Origin of the sequence: Actinomadura sp. NTSP31 (genome assembly GCF_041951385.1) — a bacterium.
GTDB lineage: Bacteria > Actinomycetota > Actinomycetes > Streptosporangiales > Streptosporangiaceae > Spirillospora > Spirillospora napierensis.
In genome coordinates this window covers 24,445-45,551 of sequence record NZ_JBGNUT010000008.1, presented here as the reverse complement: position 1 = coordinate 45,551, position 21,107 = coordinate 24,445, and the positions used below count along the sequence as shown (strand labels likewise).

Annotated in this window: 22 protein-coding genes; 3 read left to right on the top strand and 19 right to left on the bottom strand. The window is 71.2% G+C overall.

The window, feature by feature from the left end:
* Positions 1 to 370 precede the first annotated feature (370 nt).
* The 4 genes from ACA514_RS15495 to ACA514_RS15480 all read right to left on the bottom strand — a co-directional run bounded on the left by ACA514_RS15495 (position 371) and on the right by ACA514_RS15480 (position 3,419).
* Positions 371 to 646, bottom strand: coding sequence for a chaplin family protein (locus ACA514_RS15495; RefSeq protein WP_375041819.1), 276 nt, complete (start codon positions 644 to 646; stop codon positions 371 to 373).
* Between the two features lie 283 nt (positions 647 to 929).
* Positions 930 to 1,232, bottom strand: coding sequence for a chaplin family protein (locus tag ACA514_RS15490; protein WP_375041818.1), 303 nt, complete (start codon positions 1,230 to 1,232; stop codon positions 930 to 932).
* 156 nt (positions 1,233 to 1,388) lie between these two features.
* On the bottom strand, positions 1,389 to 2,138 hold the full coding sequence (locus tag ACA514_RS15485) for a response regulator (RefSeq protein ID WP_375042078.1): 750 nt from the start codon (positions 2,136 to 2,138) through the stop codon (positions 1,389 to 1,391).
* Between the two features lie 117 nt (positions 2,139 to 2,255).
* Positions 2,256 to 3,419, bottom strand: coding sequence for a sensor histidine kinase (locus tag ACA514_RS15480; RefSeq protein ID WP_375041817.1), 1,164 nt, complete (start codon positions 3,417 to 3,419; stop codon positions 2,256 to 2,258).
* A gap of 105 nt (positions 3,420 to 3,524) precedes the next feature.
* Between ACA514_RS15480 and ACA514_RS15475 the strand changes: the two genes are divergently transcribed.
* Entirely contained in the window at positions 3,525 to 4,541 is a 1,017-nt protein-coding gene (locus tag ACA514_RS15475) for an SAM-dependent methyltransferase (protein ID WP_375041816.1), read from the top strand.
* Positions 4,542 to 4,634: 93 nt separating this feature from the next.
* Here ACA514_RS15475 and ACA514_RS15470 read toward each other — a convergent pair whose 3' ends face one another.
* Positions 4,635 to 5,843, bottom strand: coding sequence for a cytochrome P450 (locus ACA514_RS15470; protein ID WP_375041815.1), 1,209 nt, complete (start codon positions 5,841 to 5,843; stop codon positions 4,635 to 4,637).
* Positions 5,844 to 5,905: 62 nt separating this feature from the next.
* On the bottom strand, positions 5,906 to 6,352 hold the full coding sequence (locus tag ACA514_RS15465; protein ID WP_375041813.1) for a MarR family transcriptional regulator: 447 nt from the start codon (positions 6,350 to 6,352) through the stop codon (positions 5,906 to 5,908).
* A 94-nt stretch (positions 6,353 to 6,446) separates the two neighbouring features.
* Here ACA514_RS15465 and ACA514_RS15460 point away from each other — a divergent pair, with 94 nt between their 5' ends.
* Positions 6,447 to 7,286, top strand: a complete 840-nt coding sequence (locus tag ACA514_RS15460) for an alpha/beta fold hydrolase (RefSeq protein WP_375041812.1) — start codon at positions 6,447 to 6,449, stop codon at positions 7,284 to 7,286.
* 90 nt (positions 7,287 to 7,376) lie between these two features.
* On the opposite strand, the gene ACA514_RS15455 is transcribed toward ACA514_RS15460, so the two are convergent.
* Both ACA514_RS15455 and ACA514_RS15450 read right to left on the bottom strand, forming a co-directional pair.
* Positions 7,377 to 8,645, bottom strand: coding sequence for a PH domain-containing protein (locus ACA514_RS15455; RefSeq protein ID WP_375041811.1), 1,269 nt, complete (start codon positions 8,643 to 8,645; stop codon positions 7,377 to 7,379).
* Between the two features lie 230 nt (positions 8,646 to 8,875).
* Positions 8,876 to 9,439, bottom strand: a complete 564-nt coding sequence (locus tag ACA514_RS15450; protein WP_375041810.1) for a PH domain-containing protein — start codon at positions 9,437 to 9,439, stop codon at positions 8,876 to 8,878.
* A gap of 175 nt (positions 9,440 to 9,614) precedes the next feature.
* On the opposite strand from ACA514_RS15450, the gene ACA514_RS15445 reads away from it, so the two are divergent.
* A complete protein-coding gene (locus tag ACA514_RS15445; RefSeq protein ID WP_375041809.1) occupies positions 9,615 to 10,763 on the top strand; it encodes an NADH-quinone oxidoreductase subunit D in 1,149 nt (382 codons plus the stop codon).
* A gap of 23 nt (positions 10,764 to 10,786) precedes the next feature.
* Here the strand turns inward: ACA514_RS15445 and ACA514_RS15440 are convergent, their stop codons facing one another.
* The 11 genes from ACA514_RS15440 to dacB all read right to left on the bottom strand — a co-directional run bounded on the left by ACA514_RS15440 (position 10,787) and on the right by dacB (position 21,041).
* Complete coding sequence (locus tag ACA514_RS15440) at positions 10,787 to 11,260, bottom strand: DUF3180 domain-containing protein (RefSeq protein WP_375041808.1); 474 nt, start codon at positions 11,258 to 11,260, stop codon at positions 10,787 to 10,789.
* Positions 11,257 to 11,844, bottom strand: coding sequence for a 2-amino-4-hydroxy-6-hydroxymethyldihydropteridine diphosphokinase (folK, locus tag ACA514_RS15435; protein WP_375041807.1), 588 nt, complete (start codon positions 11,842 to 11,844; stop codon positions 11,257 to 11,259). Before folK ends, ACA514_RS15440 begins: the two co-directional genes overlap by 4 nt.
* Positions 11,841 to 12,221: a dihydroneopterin aldolase gene (folB, locus tag ACA514_RS15430; protein ID WP_375041806.1), complete on the bottom strand. Its 381-nt coding sequence runs from the start codon at positions 12,219 to 12,221 to the stop codon at positions 11,841 to 11,843. The genes folK and folB overlap by 4 nt, the downstream gene beginning before the upstream one ends.
* Complete coding sequence (locus ACA514_RS15425) at positions 12,218 to 12,655, bottom strand: nuclear transport factor 2 family protein (RefSeq protein ID WP_375041805.1); 438 nt, start codon at positions 12,653 to 12,655, stop codon at positions 12,218 to 12,220. The genes folB and ACA514_RS15425 overlap by 4 nt, the downstream gene beginning before the upstream one ends.
* Entirely contained in the window at positions 12,652 to 13,533 is an 882-nt protein-coding gene (gene folP / locus ACA514_RS15420; RefSeq protein ID WP_375041804.1) for a dihydropteroate synthase, read from the bottom strand. Before folP ends, ACA514_RS15425 begins: the two co-directional genes overlap by 4 nt.
* Before the next feature lie 149 nt (positions 13,534 to 13,682).
* Complete coding sequence (folE, locus tag ACA514_RS15415; protein WP_375041803.1) at positions 13,683 to 14,297, bottom strand: GTP cyclohydrolase I FolE; 615 nt, start codon at positions 14,295 to 14,297, stop codon at positions 13,683 to 13,685.
* Between the two features lie 5 nt (positions 14,298 to 14,302).
* Positions 14,303 to 16,309, bottom strand: a complete 2,007-nt coding sequence (ftsH, locus tag ACA514_RS15410; RefSeq protein WP_375041802.1) for an ATP-dependent zinc metalloprotease FtsH — start codon at positions 16,307 to 16,309, stop codon at positions 14,303 to 14,305.
* A gap of 321 nt (positions 16,310 to 16,630) precedes the next feature.
* Positions 16,631 to 17,194, bottom strand: a complete 564-nt coding sequence (gene hpt, locus ACA514_RS15405; protein WP_375041801.1) for a hypoxanthine phosphoribosyltransferase — start codon at positions 17,192 to 17,194, stop codon at positions 16,631 to 16,633.
* A 96-nt stretch (positions 17,195 to 17,290) separates the two neighbouring features.
* Positions 17,291 to 18,298: a tRNA lysidine(34) synthetase TilS gene (gene tilS, locus ACA514_RS15400; RefSeq protein ID WP_375041800.1), complete on the bottom strand. Its 1,008-nt coding sequence runs from the start codon at positions 18,296 to 18,298 to the stop codon at positions 17,291 to 17,293.
* Positions 18,299 to 18,393: 95 nt separating this feature from the next.
* Positions 18,394 to 19,506, bottom strand: a complete 1,113-nt coding sequence (locus tag ACA514_RS15395; protein ID WP_375042077.1) for a zinc-dependent metalloprotease — start codon at positions 19,504 to 19,506, stop codon at positions 18,394 to 18,396.
* Between the two features lie 116 nt (positions 19,507 to 19,622).
* Complete coding sequence (gene dacB, locus ACA514_RS15390) at positions 19,623 to 21,041, bottom strand: D-alanyl-D-alanine carboxypeptidase/D-alanyl-D-alanine-endopeptidase (protein ID WP_375041799.1); 1,419 nt, start codon at positions 21,039 to 21,041, stop codon at positions 19,623 to 19,625.
* Between the last annotated feature and the right edge of the window lie 66 nt (positions 21,042 to 21,107).

Sequence of the window (21,107 nt, the reverse complement as noted above, 5' to 3'; positions counted from 1 at the left end):
GGGCCGGGCCCCCGAGCGGACGGGTGAACGTGCTGGTCACGGCGACTCCTTCGTGGACGGATACGACCGTGATCAACGCTAGGAACACGCGGCGCCGCTGCCATCGGCCGAGCGGCTCCGCTCCGTGTCAGCTTTCCGGCTGCCCCGGCCCGCGCCCTACGACCTGAGGCGTACGCATCCGGTCCGCTGTCGCGGATTCGGTGCGGACGCTCGCCCGGTCCCCGCCACCGCCGACCCGCCGGCGCGTCCACTCTGACCTGCGCGTCCGGCCACCGGGGACGGGGGGCGACCGCAGACGTGAAGGCGCCGGAAGCCCCAGTGGGACCTCCGGCGCCTCAGTGCCGGGCCGCCGTGCGGCCGGCGCGGCCGATCAGCCGTTGTGGACGGACGCGCCGCCCTTGCAGCCCGCGCCCGCGATGCCGACGACGGCGACGGCGTTGCCGCAGACGTCGATCGGGATCGAGATCGGAAGGTTGATCTGGTTGCCGCCCAGGATGGAGCCGTTGCCGCTGGTGTGGTTGCCGTTGAACTGACCACCGTGGCCGTGGCCGTGGCCGTGACCCCCGGCGTACGCGGGGGCCGCGGCCAGAACCGAACCGGCGACCGCGAAACCGAGGATGCCGGTGGCGGCGAGCTTCTTGAACACGAGAGTCCTCCCGTACCGGGCCGAGGGCCCGAAGCGAATATTTCCGAAGCCGCCCTCTAGAGGGCGTCGCGTACGGTAGTTACCCAGCTACTCTCGGGTAAGCCAACAGAGCGGCCCAGCATGAGGGCAAATAGTCACCAACGAGTAATCATGACGTTACAAAGTGTAACCGCTTTGTCGCGTTCGCCGGACCTGTCGCACGGCCGGGCACCGAACGCGCCGGAGGCCCCCACGGGTCCTCCGGCGCTTCGTGCCGGTCCATTGCCGGACCGGGCGCGGCCGATCAGCCGTTGTCGACGGACGCGCCGCCCTTGCAGCTCGCGCTCGCGTGGGCGAGGATCACCGCGACGGCGTTGCCGCACACGTCGATCGGAGCCGAGATCGGAAGGTTGATCTGGTTTCCGCCGATGATGGAGCCGTTGCCGCTGGTGTGGTTGCCGTTGAACTGGCCACCGTGGCCATGCTCCTTGCCGTGGTCCTTGCCATGGCCGTGACCCCAGCCGCCGGCGTAGGCGGGCGCCGCTCCCAGGGCCGAACCGACCACCGCGAAACCGAGGATGCCGGTGGCGACGAGCTTCTTGAACACGAGAGTCCTCCGTACCGGGCCGACCGGCCCGAAGCGAATATTTCCGAAGCCGCCCTCGAGAGGGCGTCGCGTACGGTAACTACCCGGTCACTCTCAGATCAGCGGCTAGTGCGGCTCAGCAGGGCGGCAACAAGTCGCCATAAGGTGATCATGAACTCACCTAGGGTCACCGGATTGACCGCTTTTGACCAGACCCGTCTCGTAGGCGAAGACGACCGCCTGCACCCGGTCGCGGAGTCCCAGCTTCATCAGGATCCGGCCCATATGCGTCTTCACCGTCGCCTCCGAGACGAAGAGCCGGCCGGCGATCTCGGCGTTCGACATCCCCCGCGCGACGAGCCGCAGCACCTCGCCCTCGCGGTCGGTCAGGCTCTCCAGCGCGCCGCTCGCCTTCTGCTCGGAGTCCGGCAGGTGCAGCGCGAACCGGTCGAGCAGCCGCTTGGTGGTGCTCGGCGCCACCACCGCGTCCCCCGAGTGCACCGCCTTGATCGCCTCGATCAGCTGCGCCGGGCCCGCGTCCTTCAGCAGGAACCCGCCCGCGCCCGCCTTGATCGCCGCGAACGCGTACTCGTCCAGGTCGAAGGTGGTCAGGATGATCACCTTGGGCGCGCTCTCGCCGCCGCCGCGCCCGGCACCGTGCCCGGCACCGTGCCCGGCACCGCCCCATGCGCCGGACGCCATCCGCCTCGTCGCCTCGATGCCGTCCATCCGGGGCATCCGGACGTCCATCAGCACGACGTCCGCCTCCGTCGTCCGCAGCAGGTCGAGGGCCTGCTGGCCGTCCCCGGCCTCGCCCACCACCTCGATGTCGGGCTGGGCGTCCAGCACCATGGTGAAGCCGGCCCGCACCAGCTCCTGATCGTCCACCAGCACGACCCGGATGGGCCCGGGCTCCGGCTCGTCCATCTCCATCACGCCTCCTCATAACGGGCACGCGGTGGGACGGGCCCCACCTCGTCCCCGCGTTCACGTCCTACGCTCCCACCCGCAGCACCGCCCCCGGACCGCACGCACCGCGCGGGGTCACACGGCCTCGCGGGTCGGGATGCGCGCGACCACCTCGAAGCCGCCGCCGGGACACGGCGCGGCGCGGACGTCGCCGCCGTACACCGCGGCGCGCTCCCGCATCCCCACGAGACCATGGCCGCGCCCGTCGTCGGCCGCCGCCGCGCCGCGCCCGTCGTCGTGCACCAGAACCTCCACCGCGTCGCAGGCGTACCGGAGCCGGACCGTCGCGGCCACCCGCGGCCCGCCATGTTTGAGCGTGTTCGTCAGCGCCTCCTGCACGATGCGGAACACCGTCAGCTGGCGTCCCTCCGACATGTCCGGCGGTGAACCGGCGACCTCGAACGTCACCGGCAGCCCCGACGAGCGCACCTGCTCGACCAAGTCGTCCAACTGCGCCACACCCGGCTGCGGCGCGTAGGCCTTCGCGTCGTCGTCCTCCCTCAGCACCCCGAGCAGCCGCCGCATCTCCGCCAGCGCCGTGCGCCCGGTCAGCGAGATCGTCTCCAGCGCCTGCCGGGCCCGCTCCACGTCCGTGTCGATCGCGAAGGACGCGCCGTCCGCCTGCACCACGATCACGCTGACGTTGTGCGCCACCACGTCGTGCAGCTCGCGGGCGATGCGCGCCCGCTCCGCCGCCGTCGCCATCTTCACCTCGGCGTCGCGTTCCCGCTCGAGCCGCGCCGCCCGCTCCTCGACGGAGCTGAGGTAGGCGCGGCGCGTCCGCATGTGCAGGCCGAGGATCCACACGCCCGCCACCACCACCGACAGCATCAGCAGCGTCGACTGCCGATCGTCACCGCCGGACGGGTACCGCAGCGTCGCCATCACCGCGCCGAGCTCGCCCACCGCCGCCGCCGCGAGGGCCCAGCGGAACGCGCACCCGGCCGCGACCGTGTACAGGCCCATCAGGACGGCCACGTTCGCCACCACCGGCACGGCACCGGCGGCGCACTGGACGCCGGAGATCAGCGCCACCACCGCGAAGACCGTCCGCGGGAACGTCCGCCGCAGCACCAGCGGCGCGACGAGCCCGACCGTCAGCGCGAGATAGACCGGACCCGACATCGCCTGGTGCCCGTCGAGCAGCGCGGGGAGGGACGCGAGCAGCACGGGGGCCGCGAAAAAGGCGTCGACCAGCGCTTTCTTGCCGCGCAGCCACTCCCAGAAGCTCCCGACCATGCCGCCAGCGTATGTACCCGCTGGTCAGGCCCGGATCGGCCGCAAGTCGGACCGGTGTCCTCCACAGGGATGGTCCGGGGGCCGTCCCACGGTAACGTCACGGACGTGGCGGCGTTGGTTACCGAGTGGCTGACATGGCGCACCGCGATGGAGCGGGCGCTGTACGGGGAGAGCGGTTTCTACCGGCGGGGCGAGCGTCCCGCCGAGCATTTCCGCACCTCGGTGCACGCCTCACCGCGCTTCGCCACCGCGATCGCCCGGCTCCTGCTCGACGTCGACACCGCGCTCGGCCGGCCCGCGCGCCTCGACCTCGTCGACATCGGCGCCGGCTCGGGCCGCCTGCTGAGCAACATCCTCGCCTGCCTTCCCCCCGGCATCACCTCCCGGCTGGTCCCCACCGCCGTGGAGATAGCACCACGGCCCTCCGACATTCCGGCGGCCATCACCTGGCGCGCCGACCTTCCCGACCGCATCACCGGCCTCGCCGTCGCCAACGAGTGGCTGGACAACATCCCCCTCGACGTCGTCGAGCACACCGCGGACGGCGTCCGCACCGTGCTGGTCGACCCGTCCAGCGGCAGCGAACGACCGGGGGCGGAGCCGTCCGCCGAAGACCGCGACTGGCTGGACAACTGGTGGCCGCTCCACGAGCCGGGCGACCGCGCCGAGATCGGGCATCCGCGCTGCGCCGCCTGGGCCTCGGTCGTCGGACGCCTCGACCGGGGCCTGGCGATCGCCGTGGACTACTCGCACGCCCGCGACACCCGCCCGCCATACGGCACGCTGACGGGTTACCGCGACGGCGCGACCGTCCCCGCCGTCCCGGACGGCTCCTGCGACGTGACGGCGCATGTCGCCCTCGACGCCTGCACCGCCGCGGGCGAGCGGGCCGGCGCCACGGCCACGCTCCTCACGACCCAGCGCGCCGCCCTCCTCGCACTGGGCCTCTCCGGAGCGCGCCCGCCGCTGGCTCTAGCCCACAGCGACCCCCGCGGCTACCTCGCCGCCCTGTGCCGCGCCGGTGAGGAGGCCGAACTCACCGACCCGTCCGGCCTGGGCGGTTTCGGATGGCTCGCGCAGGCGGTGGGCATTCCCCTCCCGCCCGCGTTCGCCACGCCCTGACGCGCCCCCACCGACACCCGGCGTGCTGCCGGCGCGGGCTCGGGCGGTGGACGGGCAGCACCGGCTGCTCGTCGCGACCACGTTGCGGCTGTTTCAGCACTCCACGTGGAGGGCGTGCAGGCCGCGGAGGACGAAGCCGGGTTTCCATTCCGGCTCGGAGACCAGCCGCAGGCCCGGGGCCAGCCGGAGCAGCGCAGCCAGGGACTCGGCCAGTTCGATCCGGGCGAGCGGGGCGCCGAGGCAGTAATGGATGCCGAGGCCGAACGTGATGTGCGGGTTCGGGTCGCGGGCGAGGTCGAGCCGGTCGGGATCGGTGAACACCTCCGGGTCCCGGTTGGCGGACGCGAACTGCAGCGCCACCTCGGCACCGCGCGGAATGTCCACGCCCGCAACGGTGACGTCCTCCAGCACCCACCGCTCGAACATCGGCGCCGGCGTGTCGTACCGCAGCAGTTCCTCGACGGCCGTGGGCACGAGCGAGACGTCCCGCCGGAGCCGCTCCAGCTCGCCGGGGTTGCGGAACAGCGTCCACCACCCGTTGCCCGTCGCGTTGACCGTCGCCTCGTGCCCCGCGTTGAGCAGCAGGACGCAGGTGCCGATCAGTTCGTCCTCGGTCAGCCGGTCCCCCTCGTCCACGACCTGGGCGAGGGCGCTGATCAGGTCGTCCCGCGGCTCCGTGCGGCGCGACCGGGCCAGTTCCCGCAGGTAGTCGGAGAACTCCACCGCCGCGCGAACCGCCGTCCGCTGCGCCGCCTCGGGCGGGTTCAGCTCATACATGCCGCAGATGTCCGCTGACCAGGGACGCAACAGGGGGCGATCCGCCGCGGGCACGCCGAGCATCTCCGCGATCACCGTGACCGGCAGCGGCTCGGCGACCTCGGCGATCAGGTCGCCACCGCCCTCGGCGGCGAGCGACCGGGCCGCCTCCTCCGCCAGCCTCCGGACCGTCGGCCGCAGCCCCTCGACCATCCGCGCCGTGAACGCCTTGGACACCAGCCGCCGCAACCGCGTGTGCGTGGGCGGCTCGACGTCGAGCATCCCCGCCCGGACGAGGTCCCAGAACGGCTTGAGGAACTCCGCCTCCGGCTGCTGCCCGAACTCCTCGTGCCCGGCCACGTGCAGGTAGGAACGGCCGAGCCGCCTGTCCCGCAGCAGCGCGTCGACGTCCTCGTACCGGCTGACCACCCACTGCCCGGTCGGCTCGTGGAAGAACGCCGGCCGTTCGGCCCGCAGCGTCGCGAACACCGGATAGGGGTTCGCCACGAACTCCGCCGACCACGGCTCGTACCCAAAATCGCTCACCCCCAGACAATAGGGCGCCTCCCCCGCACACCCCCCAAACGCGACACCACGGCCGGGGCGGGTCAGGGATGGCGCCGGGACGCGCGGTTTCCCGGTGCGAGGTGGCGGGACAGGGTGTCGAGGGCGTCCGCCACCTCCGTGAGGTGCTCCCTTCCGCCCAGTGCCGCCGTCAGGGCGGCGTCGATGGTGGCGGCCCGCACCTCGGCCACGCGTTCGGAGACCTCGTCGGCCTTGCGGACCAGCGAGCGGCGGCGGTCGTCCGGGTCGGGGGCGGTCACCACCGACCCGGTCTTCCTGAGCCGCGCGACGGCGGTGGAGACCTGGCTCTGCGGCAGCCCGGTCCGCTCGGCGATCTCCCCGATCGCGCTGTCCGGATGGTCGACGATGTCGCTCAGCACGATCAGGACCGCGCGGGTGCCGCCCGCCGGACCGCCGCGCGGCGCCGGCATCGCCTCCTCCCCGATCTTCATCAGCGTCCGCCCCAGCAGGAACAACTCGACTCCGTTCACACCTCCCAACTTACATCTGGACAGATACATCTCTTTAGATGTATCTATAGAGATGTATTTACCGAGGGCTCGACCCACTCCTCAGGAGGACCCGATGAACGCGACCACGGCCGCGATGCTGCAGGTGCCCGGCGCGAAGGTGTACTACGAGGTCCGCGGTGACGGCCCGCTGCTGATCATCGGCCAGAGCGGCGAGGGCGACGCCCACCGGACCGCCGATCTCGTCGACCGGCTCGCCGGGCACTACACGGTCGTCACCTACGACCGCCGGGGCCTTTCCCGGACGGCGGTGGACGATCCCTCCCTCCCGGTGACGCCCGCCATGCACGCCGAGGACGTCCACCACCTGCTCGCCGAGCTGACCGACGAGCCCGCCCTGATGCTGGGGTGCAGCCTCGGCGCCCTCTATGGACTCCACCTGGCGGCGGCGCACCCCGGACAGCTCTCCGCCCTCATCGCCCACGACCCCGCGACCCCCGGTCTGCTGTCGGCCGCCGACCGCGCCGACATCGAACGCCGGCTCGGCGAGATCGAGGACCTGTACCGGACGGGCGGCTGGCGTGCCGCCGTGCCCGCGGCCGCGGCGCTCACCGGCCTGGACCCCGCCCGGATCGAGACCGAGGCCGGCGTCGTCGCCGCCCCGATGACCGAGGAGCGGGCGGCGAACTTCGGCTACTACCTGGCCAACGACATCCCCCAGTGCCGCATGGACACGCTCGGCCCGGCCGAGGTCGCCGCCGCGGCGGCGCACACCCGGATCATCCCCGCCGCCGGTAAGGACTCCAAGAAGGCCTGGAACCACCAGTGCGCCGTCGAGTTGTCGGCGCTGCTCGGACGTCCCATCGAGGAGTTCCCCGGCGGCCACAACGGCAACACCTCGTTCCCGACCGGCTTCGCCGCACGCGTCCGCGAACTGTTCACGACGTCCTCCTGACCCCTTCGAGATCCCGACCGACACCACTCATGGTCGACGGGCCCGGACGGGCGGGGAAGTGGAATGTCGTTCTGTGGATAACCGGGTCCGTCAGCGGGCGGCCCAGTGGGCGGGGTCGCCGCCGGCGCTGCGGGCCGCCTGGGCCCGGCGGGCGGTCGACTCGACGATCGCGCGGGCCTCGCCGAGCTCCCGGTCGGCCGCGGCCACCTGGACGGGTCCCGGCGGCGCGTCGACGTGGACGGTGGCCAGGCCGAACAGGCGCTGGAACGGGTTCACGGTGAGCCGGACACTCTGCGCGCGCGCATGAGCGATCACATCGGTGCGCTGGCAGGGCCATCCGTGCCGCGCCACGAAGACCACGTCGTCGGAACCGGCGCCGTCCGCCCGGTCGATCGCGATCGACTTCGACGATGCGGGGACGAGCGGCACGGCATCGACCTGGGTGCCGGGGAAGACCTGCGAGACGAGGTGCATGGCGACGTGCCTGGGCGCGATCGGCAGCAGCGTCGAGGACAGCGCTTGGCGCTCCCCCGCGTAGCCGGCGACGGTGACCTCGACGCGGGCCCATCCGACCCGGCGCCAGATCGCCGGCTCGATGATGCTGACGGCCTGGATGCGGCCGGGCGGAAGCGTCTGCATCCGCGTCTCGAGCAGCCCGTACCGCAGCCGTATCCCGTCCGGTGACATCGCGACCGTGAAGTTGGCGTACATCACCAGCGGCGCGATGACGGCCCGGATGAGCCCGAGCACGATGGGGACCGTGACCGCCAGGATGCCGCCCTCGGCGTACACCACGAGGAACACCAGCGTCGCGAAGAAGAGCACTCCCGTACCGAGCACCGGCAGCCGGAGGAGCAGCGAGGCGAGCAGGTTCCCGAACGGGACGCGCCACATGTGCCGTTCCGGCGCCTCGGGCGTGTGCCCGGGGAGACCGGCCGCGCGCGCGAGGAGTTCGGCGCGCAACTGCTGGGCGGAGTGGCGCCCGAGGTAGCGCAGCGCGATCTCGCTCTGTTCGCCGCCCGCGAGCTCGACCCGAACCTCCGCCAGCGAGAACACCCGCGTCACGAGGGGACGGACGACGTCGATGGCCTGGATCCGAGAGAGCGGGATGCGGCGCGCGCGCTTCTGGAGAAGCCCCGTCTCGACCACCAGGTCGTCGCCGTCGACGCGGAAGCGCAGGGCCAGCCAGGTCCACAGGCCGGACCCGATCGCCACCGCCGTCATGACCACCGACACCACGAGGAAGCGCGTCACCACTTCGGGCGTGAGCTCCAGCGCGACGCCGTTGTGCGTCTGGGTCAGCAGCAGCGGGAACCCGAGCAGCACGAAGTAGATGATGAGGAAGACGAAGGCGCGCAACGGCGCCGTCGACCAGTGCAGCCGGTGCGTCCCCTCCGAGAACCGGATCGGAGGCGGAGGCGGCCGGTAACCGGGCGGCGGTCCGTAGGCGTATGGAGGCCCATAGGGCGGACGAGGCGGAGCGTAAGGCGGACGAGGCTGCCCGTAGGACGGCTGTCCGGGCGGACCGTACGGGCCTCGCTGCGGCCCGTAAGGACCAGGTGCCCCGTACGGCGGGCCGTAAGGGCGGCTCATAGGCCCATGCTCCTGGCCTCGCCCTTCTGGGCGAGGCGGTCGCGCAGGTGAGCGGCCTCCAGCGCGGGCAGCCCGGGAATGGCCGCGTCGGTCGCCGCGGCGGCCGTGTGCAGGCGGACCGTGGCGATGCCCATCCACCGCTCCAGAAGCCCCGCGGTCACGTCCACGAACTGCATGCGGCCATAAGGGACGACGATGAGCCGCTTGACGAGCACACCATGGGTCACGACGAGGTCTTCCGCGCGCTCGACATATCCGAACGACCTGCGGTCGAGCTCGGCGACGACCCACGTGACGGCGGTAGCCAGCAGCACGGCCGCGATCCACATGACGGCCGCGACCGCGCCCCCGTTCAGCCACACCGCGTACGCGCCCAGAGCACCGACCGGAACCGCCCACAGCACGGCCGTGAACAGCCGGTGCGGCGCGTGGCGTCCGGAGATCGTCGACCACTGGAGCCCGCCTCCGGGGGCGAACGCCTGGTCGGCCCGGTAGGTCGGCGGCGCCGCGACCGGCGCTCCCGGCTGCTGCGGGTGGGCGCCCATCTGCCGTCCGTCCACGGGGGGTGCCTGCCCGCCCGCGCCCGGTACGAAGCCGGGCCGGGCCGGTGACGCTTCCGCGGGATCCTGCGGGTGACCGCTCTGGCTGGGGTTCATCACCCCCTAGTCAATCGGATAACGCCCACCGCTCGCCATGGGACCATGAAGCGGTGACCGGAGCGGCGGAGACGCGACCATGACCACCGAGCGGATAGTCGGCATCGGTGCGGGCGCCAAGGAGCTCGCGACCGAGGACATGACGTTGAACATCGGCCCCCAGCACCCCTCCACGCACGGGGTGCTCCGGTTGAGGCTGACCTTGGACGGCGAACGGATCTCGGCGGCCGAGCCCATCGTCGGCTACATGCACCGGGGCGCCGAGAAGCTCTTCGAGGTGCGGGACTTCCGGCAGATCATCGTGCTGGCCAACCGGCATGACTGGCTGTCCGCGTTCTCCAACGAGCTCGGCGTGGTGCTCGCCGTCGAGCGGATGCTCGGCATGGAGGTGCCGACCCGCGCGGTGTGGACCAGGACGCTGCTCGCCGAGCTCAACCGGGTCCTGAACCACCTGATGTTCCTGGGCTCGTACCCGCTGGAGGTGGGCGCGATCACGCCGATCTTCTACGCGTTCCGCGAGCGGGAGACGTTGCAGCGGGTGATGGAGGAGATCTCCGGCGGCCGCATGCACTACATGTTCAACCGTGTCGGCGGCTTGAAGGACGAGCTGCCCGCCGGGTGGACGGCGCGCGCGCGGACGGCGGTCTCCGAGGTCCGTTCCCGCATGGGCGACATCGCCGATCTCATCATGGGCAACGAGATCTTCCGCGCGCGCACACGCGGCGTCGGAGTGCTCACGCGGGAGCAGATCCTCCAGTACGGCGTGTCGGGGCCGCTCGCGCGGGCGTCCGGAGTCGATTTCGACCTGCGGCGCGATGAGCCGTACCTCGCCTACGGCGAACTGGACGTGCGGGTGGTCACCCGGCGGGAAGGGGACTGCCTCGCCCGCTTCGAGTGCCTGCTGGACCAGGTGTACGCGTCGCTGGACCTCGCCGACGCGTGCCTGGACAGGCTCGGCGAACTGCCGCCCGGACCCATCAACCAGCGGCTGCCGAAGGTCCTGAAGGTGCCCGAGGGGCACACCTACGCCTGGACGGAGAACCCCCTCGGCATCAACGGCTACTACCTGGTGTCCCGGGGCGAGAAGACGCCGTGGCGGATGAAGCTGCGGTCCGCCTCGTTCAACAACATCCAGGTGCTGGCGGAACTGCTGCCCGGCAACCTGGTCGCCGACATGATCGCGATCCTGGGCTCGATGTTCTTCGTCGTCGGCGACATCGACAAGTAGCGGCGCCCACCGGAGACCCCGGGTCACGCCCGGGAGGCGTTCCGGTCGCGCTGCTCCTCGTCGGGGTCCTTCGGTACGCGGCACGCGTACTCCAGGAAGAACGCGGCGCCCACCAGCACCACGGCCGCCAGGAACGTGCCGAGGCTGACGAAGAAGTCGTGCCGCGGAGTCGACTTGTCCAGCGAGTCCGCCAGGCCCGCGGCGAAACCGGCGAAGACGCCGGCGATCAGCGCCGCGGTGTGCGCGCTGGCCTTCCCCAGCGCGGCCGTGCGCGCGACCGCCAGCGGCTCCACCGGCTTCGTGTTCGGCTTGCGGCGGATGCGGCGCAGCAGGTTGTACCCGGTGAACCCTTCACCGAGCGCCAGCAGCAGCAGCGTCGGCACCGCCGTCCACGGCAGGGGCGGCAGCGAGACGTACGCGGAGCGCAGCACCGCCCAGGTGATCACTGCCACGACGATCACGAGGGCGACGAGGAACAGCGGGCGGGACGGCTTCATGCAGGCTGCTGCAGAGTCAGATCGCTCCGGCGGCGAACGGCCGACGGGCCCCCTTCCGCCTGCTTGGCCTCCGCCAGGTCGCCCACGCGGCCGTGGCCCGGCAGCAGCACGTCCGGCTCGATGTCGGCCCACGGCACGAGCACGAACGCCCGCTCGTGCGCGCGCGGGTGCGGCAGGGTCAGGTCGGGGTCGTCGGAGGAGATGTCCCCGAACACCACGATGTCGATGTCGAGCGTGCGCGGCCCCCAGCGGACCTCGCGGACGCGGCGCAGGGAGTTCTCGATGTTGAGGACCCGCTCGAGCAGGTTCTCGGGTGGCAGCCGGGTGTCGGCCACGACCACGATGTTCAGGTAGTCGCCCTGTTCGGGGATCGTCTCCCCGGGCGGCGCGAACGGCGGCGTCTCGTAGACCGGGGAGCACGCCACGTACTCCAGGCCGGGGGCGTCGAACAGCGCGTCGACCGCCTCCTGCAGGTTGTCCAGCCGGTCGCCGAGGTTGCTGCCGAGCGAGAACACCACGCGGTGCTGGACCAGCATGTGGCCGCCGGTCGCGGTGCGGTCGGGCATGCGGTCGGACGCTGTCATGGGCGACTCCTCCTGATCTTCACGGCGACGTCCGTGAAGGGGTGCGGCACCGGGGCGCTCGGCTTGTGGACGGTGACCTCGGCCTCCGCCACCGCCGGGTCCTCCAGACATATCTTCGCGAGCCGGTCGGCCAGCGTTTCGATCAGGTCGACGGGGTCCGCCTCGACCGCGGCCACAAGCCGCCCGGCCAGTGTGCCGTAGTCGACGGTACGCGACAGGTCGTCGGTCTCCGCGGCCGGACGGGTGTCGAGGCCGAGCGAGACGTCCACCACGAACTCCTGCCCGAGCTCCCGCTCGGCCGGCAGCGCGCCGTGCCGTCCCCGGGCGCGCAGGCCGCGCACTTCTATGCGGTCCAGGTCTGTGCGGTCCAGGCTCATTCTTCCTCTGCATCCGCGGAGTTGAGGACGGGCGAACCGTGGTGCAGCAGCAGCCGCCACTGCCCGTCGACCCGTACGAACAGTTTCGTGGCCACGATGCTTCCTCCCGCGAGGAAACCCGCCTCGGTGTCCTCGTCCGCGGTGAGGACGTTCTCCTTGCACGTGACCACGGCGTGGTCGCCGTAGACGTCCGTCTCGACGTCGGTCAGCACGAACTGGATGTAGGTGGTGTTGGCCATGATGAGGGCCCACGAGCGCAGGACCTCGTCACGTCCGCGCAGCATGGTCCAGCCGGGATGGACGCATGAGACGCCCGCCGCGTAGGGGCCGTCCGCCCACACGGCGGACATGCGGTCGAAGTCCGCCGCTTCGAAGGCGGCGTAGAACTCGGCGTGGACCTCTTCCAGGTCGGCGCGGTTCACTGCACGGCTCATACGTGGTCGCTCCCGGGGTGCATGGGTCGGGCGGCCTCGATCGCGGCCGCCACCCGTACGGCGTCCACGTTCGGACGTACCCGGTGCACGCGCACGCACCACGCACCGGCCGTCGCGGCAAGGGATGTGACGGCGACGGTGGCGTCATCGCATTCGGCGAACGGGCGGCGCGTCCCGTCCGGCTCGGCCAGCAGGGTCGTGAAGAAGCTCTTGCGGGAGGCTCCGACGAGGATCGGGTAGCCCGTGCCGATGAACTCGTCCAGATGGGCGAGCAAGGCCCAGTTGTGCCCGGCGGTGGGGCTCTTGGCGAATCCCAGCCCGGGGTCGAGCACGACCATGGACGGGTCGACGCCCTCGCGCAGGACGGCGTCGACGCGGTGCAGCAGCTCCTCGCGCACCTCGCGGACCACGTCGGCATAGACGGACCTGGTCTGCATGTCGTGGCTGTGGCCGCGCCAATGCATCACCACGTAGGGGACGCCGGCCGCGGCCACGACGCGCGGCATGTCCGGATCGGCCAGCCCGCCGCTCACGTCGTTCACCAGCCGGGCGCCGACGGCGACGGCGGCCTCCGCCACCTCCGCGCGCATGGTGTCGACGCTGACCGGGACGTTCTCCTCGGTGAGCGCCTCGATGACGGGCACCACGCGGCGCAGTTCCTCGTCCAGCGACACCCGCTGGGCCCCCGGACGCGTGGACTCCCCGCCGACGTCGACGATGTCGGCGCCCTCGGCGACGAGGTCCAGCCCGTGCCGGACGGCCTTCTCCGGGTCGAACCAGGATCCGCCGTCGGAGAACGAGTCCGGTGTGACGTTGACCACGCCCATGACGAGGCATCGCCCCGGCTGGGGCAGACCCGGAACTGCGGCACTGGCCATACCGCCAACCCTATGCCTTGGGCCCGGGTTCGCCGTCCGCGCCCACCGCCCGGTCGTCCGTCACGGCTCACCCGTCACACGCCGAACGGGCCTCAGCTCGACGCTGAGGCCCGTTCGGCGGTTCGGACGAACAAGGAGAGGGGGTCGGGTCAGGCGCGGCCCAGAATCAGGCTCATCGCCTCGCCCCGCGTCTCCGGGTGATCACGGAAATCTCCGCGCACGGCCGAGGTGACCGTTTTGGCCCCCGGCTTGCGCACCCCCCGCATGGTCATGCAGAGGTGCTCCGCCTCGATCACCACGATCGCGCCGCGCGGCTCCAGCACGCTCATCAGGGCGTCCGCCACCTGGCTCGTCAGCCGCTCCTGCACCTGCGGGCGACGCGCGTACACGTCGACCAGCCGGGCCAGCTTCGACAGGCCGGTGATCTGCCCCTTCTTGTTGGGCGTGTACCCGACGTGGGCCACTCCGTGGAACGGCACCAGATGGTGCTCGCACACGCTGTACACCTCGATGTCCTTCACCAGGACCATTTCCTCATGGTCGGCGTCGAACACCGTCGTGAGCGCGTCCTCCGGCGTCTGCCGCAGGCCGGCGAACTGCTCGGCGTAGGCGCGCGCGACCCGCGCCGGGGTGTCGCGGAGCCCGTCGCGGTCGGGATTCTCGCCGATCGCGAACAGGATCTCGCGCACCGCCTTCTCGATCCGCGCGTGGTCGAACCCCGGGGGGTCCTCCCGCACCGGCTCTTCGTCGTAGGGGATGGCCAAGGCGGTCAGCTTTCGCCCGGGGCCGGGTCGGCGGACTCGGAGGAGACGCCGCTGCCCTGGCCGTTGTTCTTGGTCAGGTCGGTCATGTCCTGCGGACCGAGCAGCGCCAGCTCCTTCGGCGTCAGCACCGGCGGACGGTCCGACGGGAGGCGCTTGCCGTAACCGGTGTAGGAGTTCTGGTGCGGCCGCTTCTGGATCGGCGCGAAGATCCGCAGCACCATCTCCTTGGAGAGGGTCTCCTTTTCCATCAGGTTGACCACCAGGTCGTCCAGGACGTCCCGGTACTCCACGAGGATCTCCCACGCGGTGTCGTGCGCGGCCTCGATGTAGCGGCGCACCTCGTCGTCGATCGCGGAGGCGATGTCCTCGGAGTAGTCCCGCTCGTGGCCCATGTCGCGGCCCAGGAAGACCTCGCCCTGCCCTGTGCCGAACTTGCGGGCGCCGAGGCGCTCGCTCATGCCGTACTCGGTCACCATGTTGCGGGCGATGGAGCTGGCCTTCTCGATGTCGTTGGCCGCGCCGGTGGTCGGCTCGTGGAAGACCAGTTCCTCCGCGGTGCGCCCGCCCAGCAGCATGGCCAGCTGGTCGGTCATCTCCGAGCGCGTAGTGAGGAACTTGTCCTCCATCGGCAGGGTCATGGTGTACCCCAGCGCGCGCCCGCGCGGCAGGATCGTCACCTTGTGCACGGGGTCGGAGTTCGGCAGCGCGTGCGCCACCAGAGCGTGCCCGCCCTCGTGGTAGGCGATGATCTTCTTTTCCTTCTCCGACATCACCCGGGTCTTGCGCTCGGGCCCGGCCATGACGCGGTCGATGGCCTCCTCGAGGGTCTCCATGTCGATGAGCTTGCGGTCGAAGCGCGCCGTGAGCAGCGCGGCCTCGTTGATGACGTTCGCCAGGTCCGCACCGGTGAAGCCGGGGGTGCGGCGCGCGATGATGTCCAGCTCGACGTCCGGGGCGAACGGCTTGCCGCGGCCGTGCACGCGCAGGATGCCCTTGCGGCCCTCCAGGTCGGGACGGTCCACGGTGACCTGCCGGTCGAACCGGCCGGGACGCAGCAGCGCCGGGTCGAGGATGTCGGGACGGTTGGTCGCCGCGATCAGGATCACGCCGCCCTTGACGTCGAACCCGTCCATCTCGACCAGCAGCTGGTTCAGCGTCTGCTCGCGCTCGTCGTGGCCGCCGCCGAGGCCCGCGCCGCGGTGCCGGCCGACGGCGTCGATCTCGTCGATGAAGATGATCGACGGCGCGTTGGTCTTGGCCTGCTCGAACAGGTCGCGGACGCGGGAGGCGCCCACACCGACGAACATCTCGACGAAGTCCGAGCCGGAGATCGAGTAGAACGGCACGCCCGCCTCGCCGGCCACGGCGCGCGCGAGCAGCGTCTTGCCGGTGCCGGGCGGGCCGTACAGCAGCACGCCCTTGGGGATCTTCGCGCCGATCGACTGGAACTTCGCCGGGTTCTGCAGGAAGTCCTTGATCTCTTCCAGCTCTTCCAGGGCCTCGTCGGCCCCGGCCACGTCGGCGAAGGTGGTCTTGGGGGTGTCCTTGGTGATGAGCTTCGCCTTCGACTTCCCGAAGTTCATCACCCGCGAGCCGCCGCCCTGCATCTGGTTCATGATGAACAGGAAGATCAGCACGATGACCACGATGGGCAGCAGGCTGAACAGCAGATTCAGGAAGAAGCTCTGTTTGGGGACATCAACGTTGTAACCGCCGGGCAACTGCTTGGCGTCGGCCTGCTTCTGCAACTGGTTCTGCAGCTGGAGGCCCTGGCCGTCGACCCAGGAGGCCTGCTGCTGCTTGCCGTTCTTGAGCGTGACCTCGATCCGCTGGTCCTTGTCGACGATCTTGGCGGACTTCACCTGTCCCGCCTGGATCTCCTGGACCACCTTCGAGGTGTCGGTCTTCTCGAACGAGCGGCCGGGGTTGACGCCCCACATCACCAGGGCGACCAAGAGGCCGAACAGCAGGATCCACAGCAGCGGCCCGCGAAAATAGCGCTTCACGTCCATTTATCCGGTTACCCCTACGGGGCCCGTCCCTCCTGACCAACGATCTGTGTGCGATCCTCGCCCGTCCCGGGGGGCGGACGCCACTGCGACCAACAAAAGGCCCATCGCTCCGGACCCGTCGATGGCGGTCTCCCTCACCTGGTTCCCCGGCCCGAGGGCCCGGGATAACGACGGTACACCGCAGGGCACAGGAGACGCAGCCAGCGCCGATCTCCTGATCCTCTCCATATACCCGTCAACGACCTTTGCAACGATCCGTCACGGCCGCTTGTTCCCTGGGGGTTCCAGGCGGCGCGCGCGGAGGACGCGGAGGCCACGGCCTCAGGCACCGTCGCCGCCGTACACGTGCGGTGCCAGCGTCCCCACGAACGGAAGGTTCCGATACTTCTCCGCATAGTCGAGCCCGTACCCGATGACGAACTCGTTAGGGATGTCGAAGCCGATGTACTTCACGTCGAGGTCGGCCGTCACCGCCTCCGGCTTGCGCAGCAGCGCGCAGATCTCCAGGGACGCGGGCCCGCGCGAGAGCAGGTTGCTGACCAGCCACGACAGCGTCAGACCCGAGTCGACGATGTCCTCCACGATGAGCACATGGCGGTCGAGGATGTCGGTGTCCAGGTCCTTGAGGATGCGGACCACGCCGGACGACTTGGTGCCCGAACCGTAGGACGACACGGCCATCCAGTCCATCGAGGCCGGCGAGTGCAGCGCCCGCGCCAGGTCCGCCATGATCATGACGGCGCCCTTCAGGACGCCGACGAGGAGCAGGTCCTTGCCGGCGTAGTCCGCGTCGACCTGGGCGGCGAGCTCGCGCACCTTCGCCTGCAGGTCGGCCTCGGGGATCAGCACCTTCGCCAGGTCGTTGCCCAGGTCCTTCTCGTCCACAACCCCACCCTCATCGCTGTGACTTCGCCCGCCCGCGCGGGACGGACGCCTTGCCGCGGCGGACACGCCATGTGACGGGTCGCACACGGCACGGCGTCAAACCGGGCCGAACAGCAGCCTCCCATACCGCCGGAACGCTCGAAGACCCCCGGGCAGATCGACGTGCCGCTGGCCGTGCCAGGCCGTGACCAGCCGATCCATTGCATCGACATGGACGGCCGCGAGCGTACCCGGTGGGCTGCCGGCTTTGACCGCGGCCATCCGCAACACCCGCGTACGGACGGCTCTGTGCAGTCTTTCGAGACCGTCGACGCGGAGGGCGAGGCCGTGGCCGTCCTCGACGGATCGGAGTTCCTCGTACGCGCGCGCGGCCAGATCGTCCAAGGCGTCGGCGTCCTCGCGCAGCATCCGGGCGGTTCGCGCTAGGGCTTTGGCCACACCCGGCCCGATCGTCGCCTCCAGGACGGGCAAAGCCTCGTGGCGCACGCGCACGCGCGTGTAGGCGGGATCGTCGTTGTGGGGGTCGTCCCAGGGTTCCAGGCCCATCGCCAGGCAGGCCCTGCGCATGGTGGCCCGGTCCAACTCCAGCAAGGGACGGAGATACAGAACCTCACCACGAGCCGAGGGGCGCCTCAAGGACGTGGGCATTCCCGAGAGGGAACGGGTCCCCGAACCGCGCGCCAGCCCCAGCAGGACCGTCTCGGCCTGATCGTCCCGGGTGTGACCGAGGAGCACCGCTGCCGCTCCGAGGCGATCAGCGGCCCCGTCCAGAGCCGCGTAGCGGGCGTTGCGGGCCGCGGCCTCCATCCCTCCCTCGCCGTCCACGGTGACGGCGATAGAGCCGGCCGGGTCCAGACCGAGGTCGGCGAGCGTGCGCACGACCGCGTCCGCGCGCGCGCCCGAACCGTCCTGCAGGCCGTGGTCGATGGTGATTCCACCCGCGTGAAGGCCCGCCCTGGGCGCCTCGAAGGCGAGGGCTCCAGCCAGCGCCAGCGAATCCGCGCCGCCGCTACAGGCGGCGAGCACCATGCTTCCGGCAGGCAGGTCGGCCAGAACGCGCCGCACCTCCAGCCGTACCGCCGCCACCGCCGGATCAGGCCCCATGGGAAACGTCTACCACCGGAGGTCCCCATGCGGCGGAAGCGGCATCCGCATTCATGCCCCGGTGGCACGCCTCTGCGAGGGCGCCATCGGGGACCTCACGCCTCGCTGGCCTCCGGCGGGACCACGTCGATGGCGCGCGGGCCGATGACCCGGTCCATCCAGCGGGCGGGCTCCTTGATTTCGTCGTGCGTGGGCAGGGTCTCCGGGGACTGCCACACCTGGTTGAACCCGCTCATGCCGGCCTCCGCGACGACCCGCCGGACGAACCGGGAGCCCTCCGCGTACTGCTTCATCTTCAGGTCGATGCCGAGCAGGCGCCGGATCGTCTTGTCCAGCTTGGAGCCGCCGTCACGGCGCCCCTGGAAGCGGGCGCGGATCTGCTCCACCGAGGGCACGACCTCCGGCCCGACCGCGTCCATCACGTAGTCGCCGTGCCCCTCGACCAGGGTCATCACGGCGGTCAGCCGGTCCAGGATCTTGCGCTGCTCGGGGGTCTGGATCGCGTCGATGAGGTTGGCGTCCCCGCCGCGCACGGCGTCGGCCACGGCCTCCGCCGCGTCCCGGATGCGGTCCAGCATCACGCCGGGGTCCAGGTCGGACGCCAACAGGAACTGGGTCATCTGGTCCTGCACGTACTCGCGCAGCCACGGAACCCCGGTGAACTGCGCGCGATGCGTCTCCTCGTGCAGGCACACCCACAGCCGGAAGTCGCGGGTGTGGACGCCGAGCTCCTGCTCCACATGGACGATGTTGGGCGCCACCAGCGTGAGCCGTCCCGTGGGGGCGCGCCCGGACGGGTCCGGCGGCAGGAACAGCTCGTACTGCCCGAGGACACGGCTGGCCATGTAGGCCAGGATCGCGCCCACCTGCATACCGGTGACACGCGAGCCGACCGCCTGCACCACCACGTTGCCCGCGCCGCCCCATGGGCCGGGGCCCTTGCGCTCGGACATCTGCTCCATGAGCGGTTCCAGCACCACCCGGAAGCCGTCCACGTTGGCGCGGATCCATCCGGGCCTGTCCACGACCGTCGCCGGGTCCGGATCGAGCTCGGAGGCCATGCCGGTGAAGTCCCGCACGTGCCCGTGCGCGTCCTTGGACAGCTCCCGCAGCTGCGCCACCACCTCGCGGGCCTCTTCGTGGCTGACCTGCGGTCCGGGCCGCACCAGACGCGTTCCCGCCTGGACCGCCACATTCCAGTCGATCATTGAGGCGCTCATGTGCTCCACCGTACTTTTCGGACACGGCGCCGGAGCGCCCCTGCACGATCGTTCAACGAACAACCGTTCTGGTTATCTCCCGTACGGCCCCGCCCACACTCCGATCAGCAGCCGCACGTGGCGACGGCCGCCGCGAGCTGGTCGAGCTTGCCCGGATCCACCGGGCCCTTCCCGTCCCCCGCCATGAAGGCGAACGTCAGCAGCCGGCCGTCGGCGTCGTAGGTCAGCCCGGCCAGCGTGCTGACCCCGGCCAGCGTGCCCGTCTTCGCGCGCACGACGCCGGCGCCGCCCTGGCTGGCCGCGACGGTGTAGCGCGGCGGCCTCAGGGTTCCGGAGAACCCGGCGATGGGCAGGCCGGTGATGACCGAACGCAGCTGCGGGTGCGCCGGATCGGCCGCGAGCGCGATGATGCGGGCGAGCGCGAGCGGCGTGATGCGGTTCCGCGGCGACAGGCCGCTGCCGTCATTGACGGACACCCCTTGCGTGACGCCCAGCTTGGCCAGGGTCTGCCGCACCGCCTGCGCCGCATCCGCGAACGTCGCCGGACGCCCCAGCTTGAGCGCCACCTGCCTGGCCACCGCCTCCGCCACGTCGTTGTCGCTCTCGGTCAGCAGATGCTCGACCAGGGCGGACAGCGGCGGAGACTGCACCGCGCCCAAGCGCGCGGCACTCTGCTGTGCGGTGGCCTTGCGTCCGGCCTTGGCCGCCACACCGTTCCTGGTCAGGAGGCGCGCGAAGATGGCCGCGGCTGCGGATGGCGGGTCCGCGACACGGGAGCGCTTGGACGAATCGGCCGGAGACATGCGCCCCTCGTCGACCGTCAAGGCCGTGACCGGCGCCAACTCCCCCTCCGGCAGATAGTTGGGCTTCCACCCGACTGCTGTACGCGGGCCCTGGTACGCGGACGCGTCGTAGTCCACGCGTACACGCGTCACACCGGACGCCTTAAGGGCCGTGGCGGTCTGCTTGGCGAGGTCAAGGAGCGACGCATAGGGCGGGTGGCCCGCGTCCGCGCGCGCGGGAAGGGCCGTCAGGGTAGGATCCCCGCCTCCGACCAGTACGATCCCGCCGCCGGTGCCGCGCACCACCTGGGTGGTGATCCGGTGCGAGGGGCCCACTGTGGCGAGCGCCGCGACGGTGGTGGCCAGCTTCGTCGTGGAGGCCGGTGTGGCGGGCCGGTCGGCGCGTTGCTCGAACAGCGGACGGCCGGTCTTCACGTCGACGACCACGGCGTTGATCTTCGCCTGGGGCCCGCCGATGACCGCGGACAGCCGGCCCGCCAGCGCCTGGGCGGCCGGCGTCCGCCCGCCGGCGGGATCGGCGGCCGGGATCTCGGCCGAGGCCCGCACCAGGTCGCGTTCCGCGACGCTGGGCGGCTGCGGCGACAGGTGCCGCTCAGGTGTGAGTTTCGCCACTGCCAGCCCGGCGGCGAGGGCGAAAACGTTAAGGAGGGACAGCGACAGTACGGCGAGGGAACGGCCGCGCACGGGCACGGCATCGCCCCTCTCCCACTCAGCACTCACCAACGTGCGACATCCTTATATAAGGGAACTCACCCCTGTGGGGGCCCGCCTCGCCCGCACAGACCC